General features: G+C 64.0%; 17 protein-coding genes. 7 read left to right on the forward strand and 10 right to left on the reverse strand.

The features are described 5' to 3' along the window. Positions 1-59: 59 nt before the first annotated feature. The 4 genes from I1E95_RS16090 to I1E95_RS16105 all read left to right on the forward strand — a co-directional run bounded on the left by I1E95_RS16090 (position 60) and on the right by I1E95_RS16105 (position 2714). On the forward strand, positions 60-671 hold the full coding sequence (locus I1E95_RS16090; protein ID WP_231594711.1) for a hypothetical protein: 612 nt from the start codon (positions 60-62) through the stop codon (positions 669-671). Beyond that, positions 671-1765, forward strand: coding sequence for a radical SAM/SPASM domain-containing protein (locus tag I1E95_RS16095; protein WP_197163975.1), 1095 nt, complete (start codon positions 671-673; stop codon positions 1763-1765). Before I1E95_RS16090 ends, I1E95_RS16095 begins: the two co-directional genes overlap by 1 nt. Further along, the gene (locus I1E95_RS16100; RefSeq protein ID WP_197163977.1) at positions 1762-1992 is read left to right on the forward strand and encodes a hypothetical protein; all 231 of its coding nucleotides are present in this window, start codon (positions 1762-1764) and stop codon (positions 1990-1992) included. Before I1E95_RS16095 ends, I1E95_RS16100 begins: the two co-directional genes overlap by 4 nt. Positions 1993-2102: 110 nt before the next feature. After that, positions 2103-2714, forward strand: coding sequence for a GNAT family N-acetyltransferase (locus I1E95_RS16105; protein WP_231594712.1), 612 nt, complete (start codon positions 2103-2105; stop codon positions 2712-2714). Here I1E95_RS16105 and I1E95_RS16110 read toward each other — a convergent pair. The 10 genes from I1E95_RS16110 to I1E95_RS16155 form a co-directional block, all read right to left on the reverse strand. Next, complete coding sequence (locus I1E95_RS16110) at positions 2671-4074, reverse strand: MBL fold metallo-hydrolase (protein WP_197163981.1); 1404 nt, start codon at positions 4072-4074, stop codon at positions 2671-2673. The genes I1E95_RS16105 and I1E95_RS16110 overlap by 44 nt on opposite strands. A gap of 1050 nt (positions 4075-5124) precedes the next feature. Then, entirely contained in the window at positions 5125-5322 is a 198-nt protein-coding gene (locus I1E95_RS16115) for a helix-turn-helix domain-containing protein (protein ID WP_231594714.1), read from the reverse strand. 47 nt (positions 5323-5369) lie between these two features. Continuing rightward, a complete protein-coding gene (locus tag I1E95_RS16120) occupies positions 5370-6116 on the reverse strand; it encodes a BRO family protein (RefSeq protein ID WP_197163985.1) in 747 nt (248 codons plus the stop codon). Between the two features lie 20 nt (positions 6117-6136). After that, positions 6137-6436, reverse strand: coding sequence for a hypothetical protein (locus tag I1E95_RS16125; protein WP_197163987.1), 300 nt, complete (start codon positions 6434-6436; stop codon positions 6137-6139). Then, positions 6436-7029: a hypothetical protein gene (locus I1E95_RS16130; RefSeq protein WP_197163989.1), complete on the reverse strand. Its 594-nt coding sequence runs from the start codon at positions 7027-7029 to the stop codon at positions 6436-6438. Before I1E95_RS16130 ends, I1E95_RS16125 begins: the two co-directional genes overlap by 1 nt. Further along, positions 7022-7258, reverse strand: a complete 237-nt coding sequence (locus I1E95_RS16135) for a hypothetical protein (protein WP_197163991.1) — start codon at positions 7256-7258, stop codon at positions 7022-7024. Before I1E95_RS16135 ends, I1E95_RS16130 begins: the two co-directional genes overlap by 8 nt. Then, positions 7255-7953 carry a hypothetical protein gene (locus I1E95_RS16140; protein ID WP_197163992.1) on the reverse strand — a complete coding sequence of 233 codons (699 nt, stop codon included), beginning with the start codon at positions 7951-7953 and terminating at the stop codon, positions 7255-7257. The genes I1E95_RS16135 and I1E95_RS16140 overlap by 4 nt, the downstream gene beginning before the upstream one ends. A gap of 151 nt (positions 7954-8104) precedes the next feature. Further along, positions 8105-8806, reverse strand: a complete 702-nt coding sequence (locus I1E95_RS16145; RefSeq protein ID WP_231594715.1) for an XRE family transcriptional regulator — start codon at positions 8804-8806, stop codon at positions 8105-8107. Positions 8807-9025: 219 nt separating this feature from the next. Continuing rightward, positions 9026-9403 carry a VRR-NUC domain-containing protein gene (locus tag I1E95_RS16150; protein WP_197163995.1) on the reverse strand — a complete coding sequence of 126 codons (378 nt, stop codon included), beginning with the start codon at positions 9401-9403 and terminating at the stop codon, positions 9026-9028. 442 nt (positions 9404-9845) lie between these two features. Further along, positions 9846-11258, reverse strand: a complete 1413-nt coding sequence (locus tag I1E95_RS16155) for a DEAD/DEAH box helicase (protein ID WP_197163997.1) — start codon at positions 11256-11258, stop codon at positions 9846-9848. Positions 11259-11364: 106 nt separating this feature from the next. Between I1E95_RS16155 and I1E95_RS16160 the strand changes: the two genes are divergently transcribed. The 3 genes from I1E95_RS16160 (at position 11365) to I1E95_RS16170 (ending at position 15171) form a co-directional block, all read left to right on the forward strand. Then, positions 11365-11568, forward strand: coding sequence for a hypothetical protein (locus tag I1E95_RS16160; RefSeq protein ID WP_197163998.1), 204 nt, complete (start codon positions 11365-11367; stop codon positions 11566-11568). Positions 11569-11578: 10 nt separating this feature from the next. Continuing rightward, positions 11579-14191, forward strand: coding sequence for a primase-helicase zinc-binding domain-containing protein (locus I1E95_RS16165; RefSeq protein ID WP_197164000.1), 2613 nt, complete (start codon positions 11579-11581; stop codon positions 14189-14191). A gap of 287 nt (positions 14192-14478) precedes the next feature. Beyond that, the gene (locus I1E95_RS16170) at positions 14479-15171 is read left to right on the forward strand and encodes a hypothetical protein (RefSeq protein ID WP_197164002.1); all 693 of its coding nucleotides are present in this window, start codon (positions 14479-14481) and stop codon (positions 15169-15171) included. Positions 15172-15244 lie beyond the last annotated feature (73 nt).

A 15244-nucleotide genomic window follows, 5' to 3' on the forward strand; every position in this document is an offset into this window, starting at 1 on the left:
TGGAAGCTTTTATGAAGCCTGATGAAGTTGCCAACCTGTTAAACCGCCTGGCAATGAGCTTGGCCCAAGGAGAGCTCGATCAGAATGCCCTCGATTCACTCGCCGATGTCGCCAGAATCGACGAGCTCATATGCACCATGTCCGAAGCAGATCGGCTTCGCTGGATGGTCTTCCGCTCGTTGGCAGCCGGGTCCTCCGATGGGGACAGACTAGGCGGCAACATCGCTGTCATCTTGAAGAACTGGGGGCGCCAGCACCTGGCGGAGGCCGAGGAGGACCCTGGCGTGGCCGTCGTGATGAAGAACTGGGGGCGCCAGCTGCCCGCGGGACCCGACAAGGACCCTGACGCGGCCGTCGTGATGAAGAACTGGGGGCGCCAGCTGCCCGCGGGACCCGACAAGGAGCCTGACGTGGCCGTCGTGATGAAGAACTGGGGGCGCCAGCTGCCCGTGGGACCCGACGAGGACCTGGCGGACATCGACACCCAGGTGGTGATGAAGAACTGGGGCAGGCAAGACCTGGCCGAGCCTGGCTCGTCGTCTGTGGTGGTCATGAAGAACTGGGGGCGCCAGCATCTCGCCGATGACGATGGAGAGCCCTCTGATATGACCGTTGTTATGAAAAACTGGGGCAGGCAAGATCTCGCTTCTTCAGACGAAGGAGAGACCTGATGCTCTCGCTCACCGCTCCGATATCCATCGATATAAACCTGACAAATATCTGCAATCTCAAATGCTCCTTTTGTTCAGCAACGCCCTTCAGTCACTCCAAGCAGACTAGCGAACTCACTCTCGATGAGCTCTCTCAACTCTTCGACCAGATCGACGAGATGGGTGTGTTCTTGGTACGTCTAGCTGGTGGTGAGCCGCTCGCCCGTCCCGATTTCCGTCAGATTCTGCATATGGTCTCACTACACGACTTTGAGTCGATCATTCTCACAAATGGGGTGCTCCTTACACCCCACTTATCCCACGAGATCAAGGCAAGCGGGGTGAACTCCGTCGCTATCAGCGTCGACGGCCCTAATGCCGACATACACGACAAGAGTCGGGGGGTGCCTGGTTCATGGGCCAAGTTGATGACCAACCTCGAAGGGCTGCGCGCCGCGGGTCTTCCCTACACCGCCATGTTGACGGTGACGGCAACCACGTGCCCCCATGTGGTGGAGACAGTCCGGATCCTGGACACGCTGGGGTTCAACAGCGTGAACCTCATCCTCCTCAACTTCTCAGGACGTGCCCGGGAAGGTGGCGAATTCCCAAGCTGGGAAGCATGGGAACACGCATTTCTCGAGCTCACCTCTTACATCGAAGCGGGCAAGATCGGGCTGAAGGTATCGGTACTGCCGCCTCACGAAGACCCCGCTCCCTACGAGATGGTCGCCCCCCTCACTGCCGCCGGCCGACTGGATGCGCTCCATTCCGTCTGGGGTATCCCACCCCAGGCTCTGCAAGGCGATGGAGATCTCGGCTGCGCGGCCGGCCGCACCCAGATGACCGTGTTCGAGAACGGCGACGTCTTTGGTTGCGAGCTGATGCGAGATTTTGCGCTCCTGCGTGCGGGAAGCGTTCGCCAGTCCAGCCTTGCCGAGATATGGGAGAGCAGTCAGGTCTTTCAAGAGCTAAGAGGTCTCCGAAAGGTCGATCTCGAAGGCAGCTGCAGCAGCTGTCCCATCACCGTATGCGGTGGTGGCTGCCGCGCATCAGCAGCAAATCGAACACGATCCATACGCGGATCCGACACCAACTGCCACCTTCACCGATGAGCCGATTCATCAAGCTGCGTTTGGGCAAAGAAACCTTGTATCTGCGACCCGAAGGACCTAATCGCTACCTGGCCTACCGGGGGCTGAATGGCACTGCAGTGATCGCCGATGGCCGGCTTTTGCTCGCACTCGCCTCCAAGATTGAGGCTGAGCAGGATCCATCCTCAGAAGTCATCTACTGGCCGTACGCTCAGGAACGGCTACGGGCACTCGGACTGAAGATGTGATTAGCCGCTGCACTATCACTGAGGTATCCTCACTAATTGGCCGCACTCCGGCAGAAGTGTTCCCAAGATACCTGCTAGAACAACAACCGACGGGTTTGGTGGACGTCGTAATGCAGGGCGACAAGGCCATCGCAGTCAGGCTGTCTCCTCGGGAACTGAGAGTGGAGTTCGTACCGGACTGCTGGATCGTCGGCACCGACCAAGCTGCCATGAGAGACCTCCACGCCTTCGGCTTGGGCGAGCCCACTTCGTTTCCTGAGTCCTTTGAGCACTCCAGAAGCGACGGAGGAGGCTGGTCTTGGGACCTCCACCTGTCACGCGCTGGTGATCGCGGGACCATCAACAGAGAGGTGGAGCCTCTCGACATAACCCGCATAGCCCAGCTTGAGGTGCCGGAAGACGTCGCTGTGACCATTGGTCCAGCGTCCGAGCTCCCCCCACGCCTCTTCGGGCTGGTTCGCAACGGGGAGCTCCTCGGAGTAGTCGACGCCATAGTGCAGCTCCCCGATGTTTGCGCCCTTCAGCAGCTGTTCGTCACGGAGTTCGCTCGAGGTAAGGGGCTCGCTGTCATGTTGGTCCGGGCTGTGGCCGACCACATGGCCCGGCAAGGTCGAGTCTCTACCTACCTCGTGGAGGCACAGAACAAGGCCTCAGCCGCGGTCGCGCGACGCGCCGGGTTCACGCTGATGGAGCGTCGGCGCTTGTGGACCCCCAGCGTTTGACCTCGCGATCGACATGTCTTTGGAGCAGCGGCTCATGCGGGAAGAAGTGCCACAGCGGATCCCCTAGCACCTCGGGATTCGGCAGGGCAGCTTGGCCCTCCTCGAACGACATGACGGTCTGGAGCACTCGGTACTCGCCGCCGAGAATGACCGCGCCCCACGTAGTCTGGCCATCCACCAGCCGCTTCAGCGCGCCGGCCTCGATATCCGTCGTGTAGGTCGCGCGTGGTTCGCGGCCGCGTTCCACCGTTATCTTGGAACTTCCAAAATCGGCGTGAAAGAACATTGTGCCGCCCTGCAGGTGGATGCGGAGCTGGTAGACAACCCCCCACTCGAGCATTGGCAGCAGGGTAGAGGCGGCGCGATGTTGCAGGAACTCCTGGAAGGGCCCTTGCAACAGTTCACGGATCCAAGACTCGTCGGATTCATCATCTGGAGGATCCCCTGCTCTCAAGATGCGATCGACCTGGTTGGGCATGAAGTCCAAACGACTCCGATCGTCCACCTTCATCCGAACCCAGTTGGCCTCCTGACGCTCCACAACATGGGTGCCGTTCGCGCCCATGGTTATGGAATCTCCCGGAAACAACGGGTGGACCTTGCCAGCAAGGTGGGGCATGAGCGTCGACACATCCGCCACAAAGCGCTCGTGGGTCACGGGGAAAACCACCCGGTTCAAGTGCTCGGCAGGTGCCAGGTATCTAAACCCACAGCTTGCGGGCACAATTGCGGAGGGATCGACCTTTCGTGCCACAGAGAGCAGCCGCGCGTACTCCTCCGCAGGAAAAGAGATGGACCGGTTCCAGAGGTACGCCGACTCCAGCATCGGCTGCCAGCCGCACATCAACAGGTCGACGCCACCAGCCCAGGCCCGAGCCTGTTTGACTGTCTCCATGCTGACGATGGTGTCCACTTGGTTCCACAACGTCCCCTCGGGCCCGGCAACAAGGATCCCGAACTCCGGGACAGGACACTTGGACGGGGTCATCAATAGCGTCAGAGGACCGATGGGGACCGTGCTCCAATCGTGCACCGGTTCAAGATCCTCGAAGCCCAGCTGCTCCAGCGCGGATATAATAAGAGGGTCTTCTGGGCATATTACAAGAAGATCTCTTGGCAGCACAGCCAACGAGTGCACATCGAAGTGGTCTAGGTGTCGGTGCGAGATAACGATGGCGTCAAGAGCGGGCAACGCAGAGGTATCCACCTCTCTAGAAGGGCAAATCGCGAACAAGCCCTCTTGATGCGGATCGAACAAGACTGGATCCATCAAGATCCGCTTACCACAAGACTCCACGACAACGGTCGCGTGCCCCACCATGGTGATTTTAATGCTTCCGCCTCCACTCTCTTTATACATTCAGCGGCCAACGGTAGACGAAAAGGTTCTGGCAAGTCTACAATCTTTTATAGCAGCCATCGAGCCCCCAGCTGGCGAACGAATGACGCACCAGGGGTTGCACCTCGAGAATGAGGCATCACTCCAGTGGCTCAAGCGAGAGTTCGAGGACTTTGCCACCCGAGCAAGGGGCATACCTTGCGAAGTATTCCGGATGTGGGCGGTCACCAGCATGACAGCAGACCCACGCTCGCCGACATCGCCTATGTGGCACCAACATTTGTGCGCTTGCTCAGCCGTGTTCGTGGTATCGGGCCCCGACGCGCCGGTGGGAGGTGAGGGATCCTTCGGCTTTTTGGCTCCAGAGCCCGTCCGCATTCTTGCCGAACCAGGTCTGATGGTCCTGTTCGATCACAACCTTGTCCATGACGGAATTCCTCTGCAGACGTACAGCGGACGGCGCACCGTTGTCGCTGCCGACATGCGCCATCGCCCTACAGACAGGGCATCGCCACACAGCTGACCACGTGGGCCAGTTGGTTCTCCGGCGTGAGCCGCTCCCACACACTGAACCAAGTCACCCCCAACACATCCCCGCAAGGTGCGCGAATGAAAAGGCGGTCCCCGGCTTCGTCTATGTGGCACAACAGCTTCATGGGCGGCTCAAGATCGCTACAGCTAAGGAGAAAGGTGGTGGGGCCCTGCTGAACGATCTCCACCTTCAGAACACTTCTCTGGATCACGATGGAGTGCACCGCCGACCGCTGGTCCGCTCCTTGGAATCTGCACTGCACCTTCCTGTGCCGCTCGTTGTCCATTTACACACCTTAATCAGCAACTGTAACGCTACCTACACGATGCTTCCAACGGAGTAACTTCTCGCAGGCCGGCGGGACGAAAGCAATAGGCCGTAACCAGCACTGCCAGGGTGTTGCCCCAACGGCGAAGTGCCTACTGGAAGTGCCTGCCTGCATTCTGGAACGTTTCTAGGGTTTGGACCGTGTCAGGAACCAACCTGGACCTTACACGAAAATTTTATACACAACTCTGCCTCCATCCGACTTGAAGCAATCACCTCTGCAGATGTCTCCTGCTCCAGCCGGTGATGGTAGCCTCCGCGTTCTCTAAGTGCCACTGGAGCGGCCCCCGGCCCTGGGTGCAGCCCCAGCGGCGGTAGTGCTTGCCCGGGGTGAGCACCCCCCGCAGCCGCAGCTGGCGGAGGGTCTCGCGGCTCATGCCCAGCGCTGTGCAGGCTTCTGCTGTCGTCACCCAGACCCGGTGCCGCCCAGATGGGGGTGGCGTCGTCGGGTTGTCCATCAGGCCAGCTCCCGGAGCACGCTGACCACGGCGGGATTCCAGAGGATCTGGTACCCGCTGTGGCCATGCCGGCAGTAGGGCATGGCTTCGGCCCATTCCTGCCCCCGTTGCGTCAGCTCCCACTCGTCACGGGCATTACGGCTCTGCAAACCGCATGCCGCCAGATGCTGGTTCATCACCCGGGCCGACATGCCCACCTTCCGACCCAGCTGAGTGGCATTCAGCGAACAGATGGGCTCATCGGCAGCCGGCAAGGCACGGCGCAGGGTCTCAACTGCCAGGCCGGTGTTTTCCTGGATGCAGTTGAGGGTGGCAGCCATAGCGATCCCGGCCTTCACGCCGGGCAGCCGGGCAATGGCTTGACCGATCAGCAGAAGAGCGCCGACGCTGTCCTGCTTCTCTGAGGGCAAAGCTGCCGGAGTGGGGACGGTACCAGTCACGCTGTAGGTCCCGGCCCGACGGATTGTCGGCAGCACCTCGTGAGTGACCCAGCGCTTGAAGCTGTGCGCCTCCTTCTTGCGGCTGCCCAGTACCAGGTTGTACATCCCTGGCTCATTCACGATCGTCATGACCTGCTCGCCACCAGGGGTGTGAATTGAACTCACACCCTTCTCGTCGTCATCAAGCCGCTCCAAGGCCTTGCGGTCGAGGGCGAGCGAGGCGAGAAGATCGGCAGCAACAAACCAAGGATCACCCAGTTCATCGCTGATGACCCGGATCTGGCGGCCCTCATACTCAAAGGGCACGAGGGAAGACGTGTTGTTGTTCATCGGTCTGAAATCGGTGAGGAGGTGACAGGCCCGTTGAGGGCGGAGCTGGGATCGGGGTTGGGATCGAAGCAGGAGAGGCTGGTGACGGTGGCCGGCGCCAACCGCGGTGGCACGGGCCCAGTGATCACCAGCAGCAGGGTGCTGAGCTGAAACAGCAACCCCAGCAAGACCAGCAGGCGCAAGTTGGCGATGCTGCTGGCCGTGACCATGACGACCGGCCGGCGGCTCCGGCAGAAGGCAGGCAACTTGGGACGGGGCCCGGTGGCCCCATTGCTACGAACGTGTGGCGAGGCCATCAGAAGGGGGCCTCGTCGTCGTCATCAACAGCCCACCCCGTACTGCTTCCGGTCTCCGCGGCACTACCCGTCGTGTATCCATCGAGCTCATCGAAGCCGTCGGTGGGGTCGACCTGCTCGTAGGGCACGAACTCCACGACCTGAACGGCACGCGGCTGGAAGGTCATCCCGCAGCCGTTTTCCCCGTCCCAGTCGTAGATGTCGAAGGCGACGATGACCTTCGAGCCGTTGCCAATGGCGGCACCATCCCAGGGTTGCTTCCTGGCATCAACGATTCGCGGCCCCTCGGATAGAGATCCATCGCGCCGCTGGAACTGCGGAATCTTGAAGCGCAGCACGGTGAGCTCGTTGGGCTTCTCCTTATCCGCCTTCCAGGGGAAGCCCTTCTCTGCCCGGCGCTTGCGGCTGCCGTGTAGAGCGATGAACTGGTCCTCCATCGCCAGTAGGAAGGATTGGGCCTTCTCGTCGTTGTTGGGGAGTAGCAGATCGGCCGTCCAGGCTTTGGGTTTGCTCTTGTCGAGTTGGTGCCTGGGGGTGATCAAGTGGGCCCAGCGCACTTCGGCGAGGGGGCTGCGAAAAATGTCCTTAGCCATGGGTTGAATCGGGGTGAACGGTGGAAATGGGCTGTTGATCGAACGGGGGAAGGGGCGGCAAACCAAATCGCTCACGCAGCAGGTGGTGCACCGCTCCGCTGGCCGAGAGGTTGTGGCGCTCCATCACCTCGCGGACCCGGAGGTAGACGTCAGTGCGCACCTGGGTCTGGATGAAGTGGCGGCCGGCCACTGAGCGGGGCTGCTCGCCATATCGGCGCCGGCTGCTCATGGCTCTGCAGGCGACTGATCGGCATCAAGCCCTTGCCCTTGGCACTCCTCGAGGAAGTGGTCGATGAAGGCGGCGTGCTGGTGCTGGGTGATGCGATCACCGATGGAGCGAGCACTGCGCGGCACTTGGAAGTGCTCGCGGAACGCCTTGGTCAGCTCCTGGCGAGCGGCCTGAGGCAGGGCGAGGATCCGCTGGTGGGTGGCCTCGATCTCCTGGGGCGTGAGCGGCTCCAGGGCGACTTCGAGGTCAGCCGCCGGAACAGCCCCTTCCTCCTCGCTGGGCCCAGGCCCAGTCGGAGCATCAGGATGCACGACGATTGCGAGGCTCCTTGCCCCCTCCTTCTCAGGCTCTACAGGCAAAGCCTGTCTGGTCAAAGGAATGCCCAGCAACATGGCCAGCATCCAGCCGGAAGCCTTCAGCAAGTCGTCGACCTGGTCGGCCCACTCCTCGCTGCTGACCTCAGCACCGCCAGCGTGCATCACGGTGACGCGCAACTTGTTGCGGCCGCGGATGTCAACCAGCTGGGCACTGAAGGCGATGCCTGAAGCAAAGGCTGGTCTGGCTGCTTCGACCACGGCAGCCAAATCAAGGGATGGAACGGCCTGCACCTGTTCCTGGAAGGAGGCCAGGGCGGCGGTGAGAGCGCGCTCGGCGCTGCCCTTTTCGTCGAGCAGCTCAAGAACGTCGGTTGGCACGCCTGCGCGCGCGGGGGGTTGAGTCATGGCAACTGAGAGCCGGGCTTGTGCCCGCTGGCCTGAGCTTAGCGGCTAGCTGACGCTAGGCGCAACCCTGACCTGTGCTCGGAATCGCCCGGGTCGTGGACGACCCCCTGTCTCGGCAGGCCTCCTAGGCGGCCAGCGCCGTCTGCTCCCAGGCGCTGATCCACTGTTCGGGCAGGAACTCCTCGCCATCCACCCAGAGCTGAGCCAGCTCAACCGAGCTGTAGTCGTCGATGGCCAGCACCTCTGAGAAACGCTTCTGGTGCTCCTTCGGTGCACCCATGACCAGCTGCTCCAGGGCCTGGGTCACGTCGAGACCGCCTTCCTTGATGACGCGGCGCACGTGCTGGCGCCACTTCTGACAGATCTCCTCGGCGCGCTTGGGGGTCAGAGTCGGCGCGGGCGCTGCCTGATAGGACCTGGGCACCGGCGCATAGCCGATGTAGCAGCTCCAGAAATCGACGGCATCCCAGAGCTTGCCGTCATCCCCTCGCAGGGGCTCGGCGTCTCTCAACTGCTCCTTCAGGCGCTGGCTCTTCACTCCCTCAAGCTTTTTGGCCGGTTCATCAAGGCGGCGGTTGATTTCTTCCAGCTGGAAGAAGGCCTTCTGCCGCAGCTCACCGGCCTTGCCCTGCTCGATCACCGAGAGGTTCCCGTAGGAGATCACCTCAAACTCGGCTTCCGTGCCCCACTCGCAGGCGGTGTACTGGGTCCATCCGTTACGGCGCCGCCAGTTAAGCAGCATCTTCCCGAAGGATCTGCGGGACTCGTCCTGCCAGTCCAGGACGGCCTGGTAGGTGCGCTTGACGGGCTTTTTTGCTTGTGCCATAGCCCAATCCTAAGCGTTCCTTGGCACTGCAAGCCAGAGCTTGTTACAGCTTGGCAGGCTGCTTTCGGTGGTTCCCTGGCTCGGCTAAGAGCTGTTTGACCTGTTGGCCGGTGAGAATCCGGCCCGTCTGGGCCTGGAAGCGCAGGGCCAGCGTGTAGGGGTGGATGCCTGGATGGCGGCGGGCCAGGGCCTGCAGCTGCCTGCGGAGTTCGGGCCTGTTCATTGGCCCGACCAGTCCATGGGATCCAGGGCCAGGACCGCCTGGGCCTGTGCAATCGAGCGGCAGACCGCCCCCACCCCGCCCAGCTGCTGCACCAGTCGCAGATAGGCCCGCTGCTCAGGGCTGACTGTTCCGGAGCCCGTCTTGATTTCCAGGGCAACGAACTGGGCGAGCCGCTGGCCGACCAGCTCTGGCGTGATCTCCAGCGAGCGCAGACCGATCAGGTCGCTGCTGCCCTTGCAAAGCCCAAAGCGCACGAAGCGCCCCTGCTGGTCGACCAGGGCGCCGGTGTTGTTTCGCCAGAGCCGCACCGGCCCACGGCCACAGGCCAGGCGGATGCTCTGCTGGATCTCATGTTCGCTGGGGGAGGAGGCCATGCCTCCTCTTGCCTGACGCGGCCTGAGAGGGCCTCTTCATTCAGTCCAGCGGGACGCTGGTGATTCCCTGTTGACCAGCTCTTCACTCAGGCCTAAGACCTTGGCGGATCTGACGTTTAGCTTCTTCCAGCGAAATGGGCCGGTGGTGAACAAAGCTGACCAGAGCACGCCGCCCCACTTCTCGTCTGACATCGCATCCAATGGATGGATCTTCGCTTGCGGCCGAGGACCTGATTCCGTACTCACCAACCATCCATAGCAGCGCCAAGAGCTCATCAGCACTAAGGTCTGCTGCCCAGGATGTGTATTTGCCCAGCCTCAGTCGCTCACGCTCAACACTCAGAGAACCGTCAGATTCCATTGTTGTAATTGTTTCGCCCATACAGGCTAATCGTCGCCAGATCAATGGCCGTCATCCTTCGTGCGAATAACGGAGTCATGGCTAGCCAGCCCGTTGCCGAGCAGTCCAGACGTGCCTGGCCCAGCCCGGCTTATATCCGCGCTCCTGCTCGCGCTGCAGCAGCTGCTCGAAGGTGCGGCAGCCAGCTGCTGGGTGTCTGCGCTGGGGCCGCTGCTGCTTGGCCCTGGGCCGGTGGTGCGCCGAGCCGCTGATCTCAACCAGCTCGCCATCAAGCTGCTGGAGCCCGCGCCGCTGTTCATCGCGCTCGTCGGCCAGAAACAGATGGCCGCAGTCCGGGCAGACCTGTGCAGCGCTGGGGCAGCTGCAGAAGCAGACCGGGCAGTCTTTGATCGGGATCGAGACTCCTTCGCGGCGCCTGCGGCCGGCCAGGTTCCACTCGCGCTCATCGGTGGGCAGGCCATGGCGATGGGCATTGCCGACGTGATCAAGGATCACCGCCTCGCTCTTCCCTGGCGCGGGACGCAAGGCCCGGCCAACCATCTGCAGATAGAGGCCCAAGGAAGCGGTGGGCCGCATCAGGATTGCGCCGCCGACTGAGGGGATGTCAGTGCCCTCGGAAATGATCATGCAACTGGTGAGCACCTCCACCTTGCCGGTGCCGAGCCCGGTGATCAGGCGTTTGCGCTCCTCGGCCGGCGTGCCGCCGCTCACCGACGCGGCCCGGATTCCCGCAGCGCGGAAGGCATCGGCCATCTGCTCGGCGTGCTCGATGGTGCAGCAGAAGCAGATCGCCGTACCCTGGTGCAGTCGACGGCGGTAGTGGGATACCGCATCGCCGATGGAGGCACGATCGCCAAAGGCCTGGGCCGCCTGCTCCAGGTCGAACTCGCCCATGCGGCGCCTGAGTTTGCTGTTCCTGGCTCCAGGCCAGGAGAAGACCCGCGGCCTGGCCAGCCAGCCCTGCTCCACCAGCCAGGCCGCTGAGGGACCCAGCACCAGGGCCTCGAAGTAGCCGCCCGCTTCCACGCCCAGCCCCTTGCCGTCGAGACGCTCCGGGGTGGCGGTTTTGCCGATCAGGTGGGCGCCTGGCCAGGCCTCGATGATCCGGCCCCAGACGTTGCCGGCCACCAGGTGGTGGGCCTCGTCCTGAATGATCAGATCCGGCGGCGGCAGCTGCTCCAGCCGCCGGGCCACGGTCTGCACCGAGCCCACCGCCACCTGGCGGCCCTGTAGCCGCATGCCGGGGGAGACCACGTCGGGCTCCAGCCCCCAGGCCCGCACAGTGCCGGTGAGCTGCTCGATCAGCTCGGCCCGGTGGGCCAGCACCAGCACCCGCCGGCCCTTGCTGGCAGCGCCCTGGACGATGGCGCCGATGGTCTGGCCCTTGCCGGCACCGGTGGGCATCACGGCGCAGACCCGCCGGTGGACTTTGAGGGCGGCGCGGAGGTCGGCCAGCAGCTGCTGCTGGTAGTCGCGCAGGACGATCGGAGCCACAAGGTTCACAGGCAATCAGGACAGTCGCTAGCCACTGGCCCTCTGTGGCTCAGCCTAGCGAGAGCTGGCCCAAGGTATTAGGCTGTAGTTCACGAGCAGAGACCCCATGTCCGACTACGCCCTGCCGGTGAGTGTCTCGATCACCCAAGAGCAACTGGCCTGGCTTGATGCACGCCGTCGGCACGGCTCCCTCAGCCGCTCAGCCGCCCTGCGGCAGGTGCTCGACGCTGTGATCCACCGTGAGACCCTGGTGCCCGCGCCTGATCGCGGGTCTACGGGGAACCAGGCGGTTTTCAGCCAGGGATGGTGAGCCACATCCCATGGCCGATGCCATTGCTGCGGCCCGGGGCCGCTGGCCGGAGATCCTTGCTGCCCTGGCCGGGCTGAGCGAAGCGGAGCTAAGGGATCGCCATCAGCCCTGTCCACTTTGCGGCGGGACGGATCGCTACCGCTTTGACGACAAGGACGGCAGCGGCTCCTGGTTCTGCAACCAATGCGGCGGCAAGGACCAGCGCGGTGGCGCCGGCTCCGGCATGGACCTGCTGATGCGCCGGCAGGGCTGGAGCTTTGTGGAGGCCGCCCGGCAGGTGGAGGCCTTCCTTGGCCTGGTGCCTGATGGGCAGAACACTGGTTGCGGCCAGGGCTCCGGCCGCAATGGCAAGCCCTGGCGCATGCCCGAGAAGCCCCCTGCCGATGCGCCGCCGCCGCCGATGAACCGCGGGGCCACCGCCCAGTGGGCCTACCGGAACGCGGCTGGTGAGGTGCTGTTTTGGATCCAGCGGATCCGGCTGCGCAGCGGCGGCAAGGCCTTCCTGCATCGTGTCTGGCTGGATGGCGACTGGCATCGCCCAAGCCGCCGCGACGCCTTCACCTGCGACTGGCCGGCACCGCGTCCGCTCTACGGCCTGCCGGGCCTGGGCCAACGACCAGAAGCGCCGGTGCTGGTGGTGGAGGGGGAGGGCACGGCCGATGCGGCCGCTCGGCTGTTCCCCCAGCACGTGGTGCTGAGCTGGGCCAATGGCTCCAAGGCGATCGCCAAGGCGGACTGGACGCCGTTGGCTGGCCGTTCGGTGACGCTCTGGCCCGATGCCGATGCTGCCGGGGTGGCGGCCATGGAGAGCCTGGCCGCCCTGCTGCATCCCCTCGACTGCCAGCTGCAACTGGTGGCCCTGCCGGCGGATCTGCCCCAGGGCTGGGACCTGGCTGATGCCGACTGGACGCCCCGGCAGGCCGCGCGGCAGCTGGCGAAAGCAGCCCAGCCATGGACGCCCCCACCCACCGCTACCGATGGCAGCGACCACGCCCCGGCAGCGGCGGCGGCACCCAGGCCGGCAGCGCCCTTCCTCTGCCTGGGCTTCGATGCGGATGCGAACTTCTACCAACCCGCCAGCACCGGTCAGGTGATCCGCCTGCCCCGCGGCTGCCACACCGCCACCCATCTGGTGGCCCTGGCACCACTGGAGTACTGGGAGACCCTCTACCCCAGCCGCACCGGTGTGAACTGGCCGGCCGCGGCCAGCGATCTGCACAAGAGCTGCGCCGCGATGGGGATCTTTGCGGTGGAGCGCATTCGCGGCCGCGGCGCCTGGTGGGATGAGGGCCGCACCGTGCTGCACCTCGGCGATCGTCTGATCACCCCCGAGGGGGAGCACCCGATCACCAAACCGTTCAGCTCGCGGCACATCTACCAGCGCCTCGAACGCCAGGAGGGGCCCTGCGGCGTCAAGCCCCTAACCGTGGAGGAGGCGGCGGTGATCGTCAGCATCGCCAACCGCTTCCGCTGGGAGGTGCCCGCCTCCGGCACCCTCCTGCAGGGCTGGGTGGTGCTGGCTCCGATCTGCGGTGCCCTGCGCTGGCGGCCCCACCTCTGGCTCACCGCCGGTGCCGGCTCGGGCAAGAGCCAGATTCTCGATCGCTTCGTGGTGCCGCTGCTCGGCGACCTGCGCCTGCCGGTGTCGGGCGCCACGACAGAGGCCGGCTTGCGCCAGACCATCTGCTCGGACGCCGTGCCGGTGGTCTTTGATGAGGCGGAGAGCAACGAGAGGGGCGACCAGCAGCGGATGCAGGCGATCCTCTCTCTGGCGCGGGTGGCCAGCAGCGAGAGCAGCGCCGAGATGCTCAAGGGTTCCCCCAGCGGCGATGTCAGCCGCTACCGGGTGCGCTCGATGTTCCTGATGTCCTCGATCGCCACCGCCCTCAAACAGGGAGCCGACAAGAGCCGCTTTGCCCAGCTCACCCTGCGCAGCCCCACCGAGATGGGCCAGGAGGAGCGCGAGGCCCACTGGCAGAGCCTCGATCGGGATCTTGAGCGCTACATCACCCCGCAGTTGGCGCGGCGCTTGATCGCCCGCACCGTGACGCTGATCCCGGTGATCCGCCAGTCGGTCGTGGTCTTCTCCGCGGCTGCCGCCCGCCACTTCGATTCCCAGCGCCTGGGCGATCAGTACGGCACCTTGATGGCCGGCGCCTGGTCGCTACTCAGCGATGCAGTTCCCAGCCAGAAGGAGGCCGAGGAGTGCATTGAGGTCCACAACTGGGACAGCTACAGCCAGAGCACCGAAATCCCCGACGAGGCCCGCTGCATCCAGACGATCCTGCAGCGGCAGGTGCGGGTGGAGACCGACGACAAGCCCGTCACCCGCACCATCGGTGAACTGGTGGAGCTGGCCGCCTGCCACAGCAGCTGCATCGACGTGAGCCCTGGCCTGGCAGCCCAGACCCTGGGGCGCCATGGCCTGCGGGTGGATCAGGAGCGCCTGCTGGTGAGCAACACCGCCAAGGCGATCGAGCAGTTCCTCGCCGATACCGCCTGGCAGAACAGCTGGTCGGTGGTGCTGCTGCGCCTGAGCGGTGCGCAACGGGCCGGACCGGTGCGCTTCTGTGGCGCCGGCATGGTCAGCCGTTCGGTCGCCATTCCCCTGAGCGTGCTGTAACCAGCAGCCGTCACAAAACGGCCAGACATAACAGCAGCGGTAACGTCCAGATCGCCTGCCCCGCAAGCGATCTGGGTCTCCGTAACGATGTAACGCTCCAGGGAGCATAGAGAGCCCCTTATGAATTCAAAGACAAATGCACACCTGCTCAACCAGACACGGCTGCTTGCTAATGCTTCTATATCTGAAAAAGGGTTACATCGTTACAGGCGCCGCCAGAAGCCTCTGCCAGCAACCGATCTCGGCTGTGACGCCCTCCGTCACAGCGCGTCACACCTGAAACGGCCATGCAGACCACCACATCGACCTGGCTGGAGCCCATCCCCGGTCTCTGGAGGGATGAGGAAGCCCACCGCTACTGGCTGGGCGAGCACCTGTTCCCGGTGTCAATCACCGGCGTGCTGGCCCATGGCCTGAGCGACACCGCCAAGCGATCGATCGAAGCCAAGCGACCGATCTGGGAGCCGCGCGGCACCACGGTGCATGCCGCCCTGGAGCGCTACAGCCAAGCCCGCTTCCTGGTGGGCAAGAACGCCAGCGAAGCCCTGCTGGAAGCCGAGACCCTGAGCGGCCATCACCAGTACCGGGACTGGATCCTGCCGCTGCTGCAGCTGCCGCTCTGGGATGAGGTGCAGGTGATCGCCAGCGAGCGGCTCACCTGCTGCCTGGCCCGCAACGTGGCCGGGGCCTTCGATGGCGCCTACGTCTCACCGGCACTGAGCGAGCGGCGGGGACGCGAGGTGCGGGTGCTCTACGACCTCAAGACCCTCTCGGCCCACGGCCGGCCCTATTCCACTGCCGCCCAGCTCGGCGGCTACATGGTGCTGGAGGCGGCCCAGGGGAACCACTACGAGCTGGGCCAGACGATCTGGAGCAAACCCGGTGCAGCCTCCTGCAGCACCTTCTACAGCCGTGAGCAGTGCCTGGCGGCCTGGGCCGCGGCCTGGAGCAGCTACTGCGTGGCTCGGAGACCCTTCTGAGCGCCAGGATCGATGCAAGCCGACTAAGCACATTGGCTAGCAGATGCTGGCCGCTAGATTGAGCGGGCTCGGA

Source organism: Synechococcus sp. CBW1107, from assembly GCF_015841355.1.
Taxonomy (GTDB): Bacteria; Cyanobacteriota; Cyanobacteriia; order PCC-6307; family Cyanobiaceae; genus Regnicoccus_A.

What these genes read in the sequence shown, in the direction of transcription:
- I1E95_RS16130 (WP_197163989.1), bottom strand. Translation starts at nt 7,029, where the DNA reads ATGGCTAAGGACATTTTTCGCAGCCCCCTCGCCGAAGTGCGCTGGGCC.
- I1E95_RS16105 (WP_231594712.1), top strand. Translation starts at nt 2,103, where the DNA reads ATGCAGGGCGACAAGGCCATCGCAGTCAGGCTGTCTCCTCGGGAACTG.
- I1E95_RS16110 (WP_197163981.1), bottom strand. Translation starts at nt 4,074, where the DNA reads ATGTATAAAGAGAGTGGAGGCGGAAGCATTAAAATCACCATGGTGGGG.
- I1E95_RS16150 (WP_197163995.1), bottom strand. Translation starts at nt 9,403, where the DNA reads ATGGCCTCCTCCCCCAGCGAACATGAGATCCAGCAGAGCATCCGCCTG.
- I1E95_RS16145 (WP_231594715.1), bottom strand. Translation starts at nt 8,806, where the DNA reads ATGGCACAAGCAAAAAAGCCCGTCAAGCGCACCTACCAGGCCGTCCTG.
- I1E95_RS16165 (WP_197164000.1), top strand. Translation starts at nt 11,579, where the DNA reads ATGGCCGATGCCATTGCTGCGGCCCGGGGCCGCTGGCCGGAGATCCTT.
- I1E95_RS16095 (WP_197163975.1), top strand. Translation starts at nt 671, where the DNA reads ATGCTCTCGCTCACCGCTCCGATATCCATCGATATAAACCTGACAAAT.
- I1E95_RS16100 (WP_197163977.1), top strand. Translation starts at nt 1,762, where the DNA reads ATGAGCCGATTCATCAAGCTGCGTTTGGGCAAAGAAACCTTGTATCTG.
- I1E95_RS16125 (WP_197163987.1), bottom strand. Translation starts at nt 6,436, where the DNA reads ATGGCCTCGCCACACGTTCGTAGCAATGGGGCCACCGGGCCCCGTCCC.
- I1E95_RS16135 (WP_197163991.1), bottom strand. Translation starts at nt 7,258, where the DNA reads ATGAGCAGCCGGCGCCGATATGGCGAGCAGCCCCGCTCAGTGGCCGGC.
- I1E95_RS16170 (WP_197164002.1), top strand. Translation starts at nt 14,479, where the DNA reads ATGCAGACCACCACATCGACCTGGCTGGAGCCCATCCCCGGTCTCTGG.
- I1E95_RS16160 (WP_197163998.1), top strand. Translation starts at nt 11,365, where the DNA reads ATGTCCGACTACGCCCTGCCGGTGAGTGTCTCGATCACCCAAGAGCAA.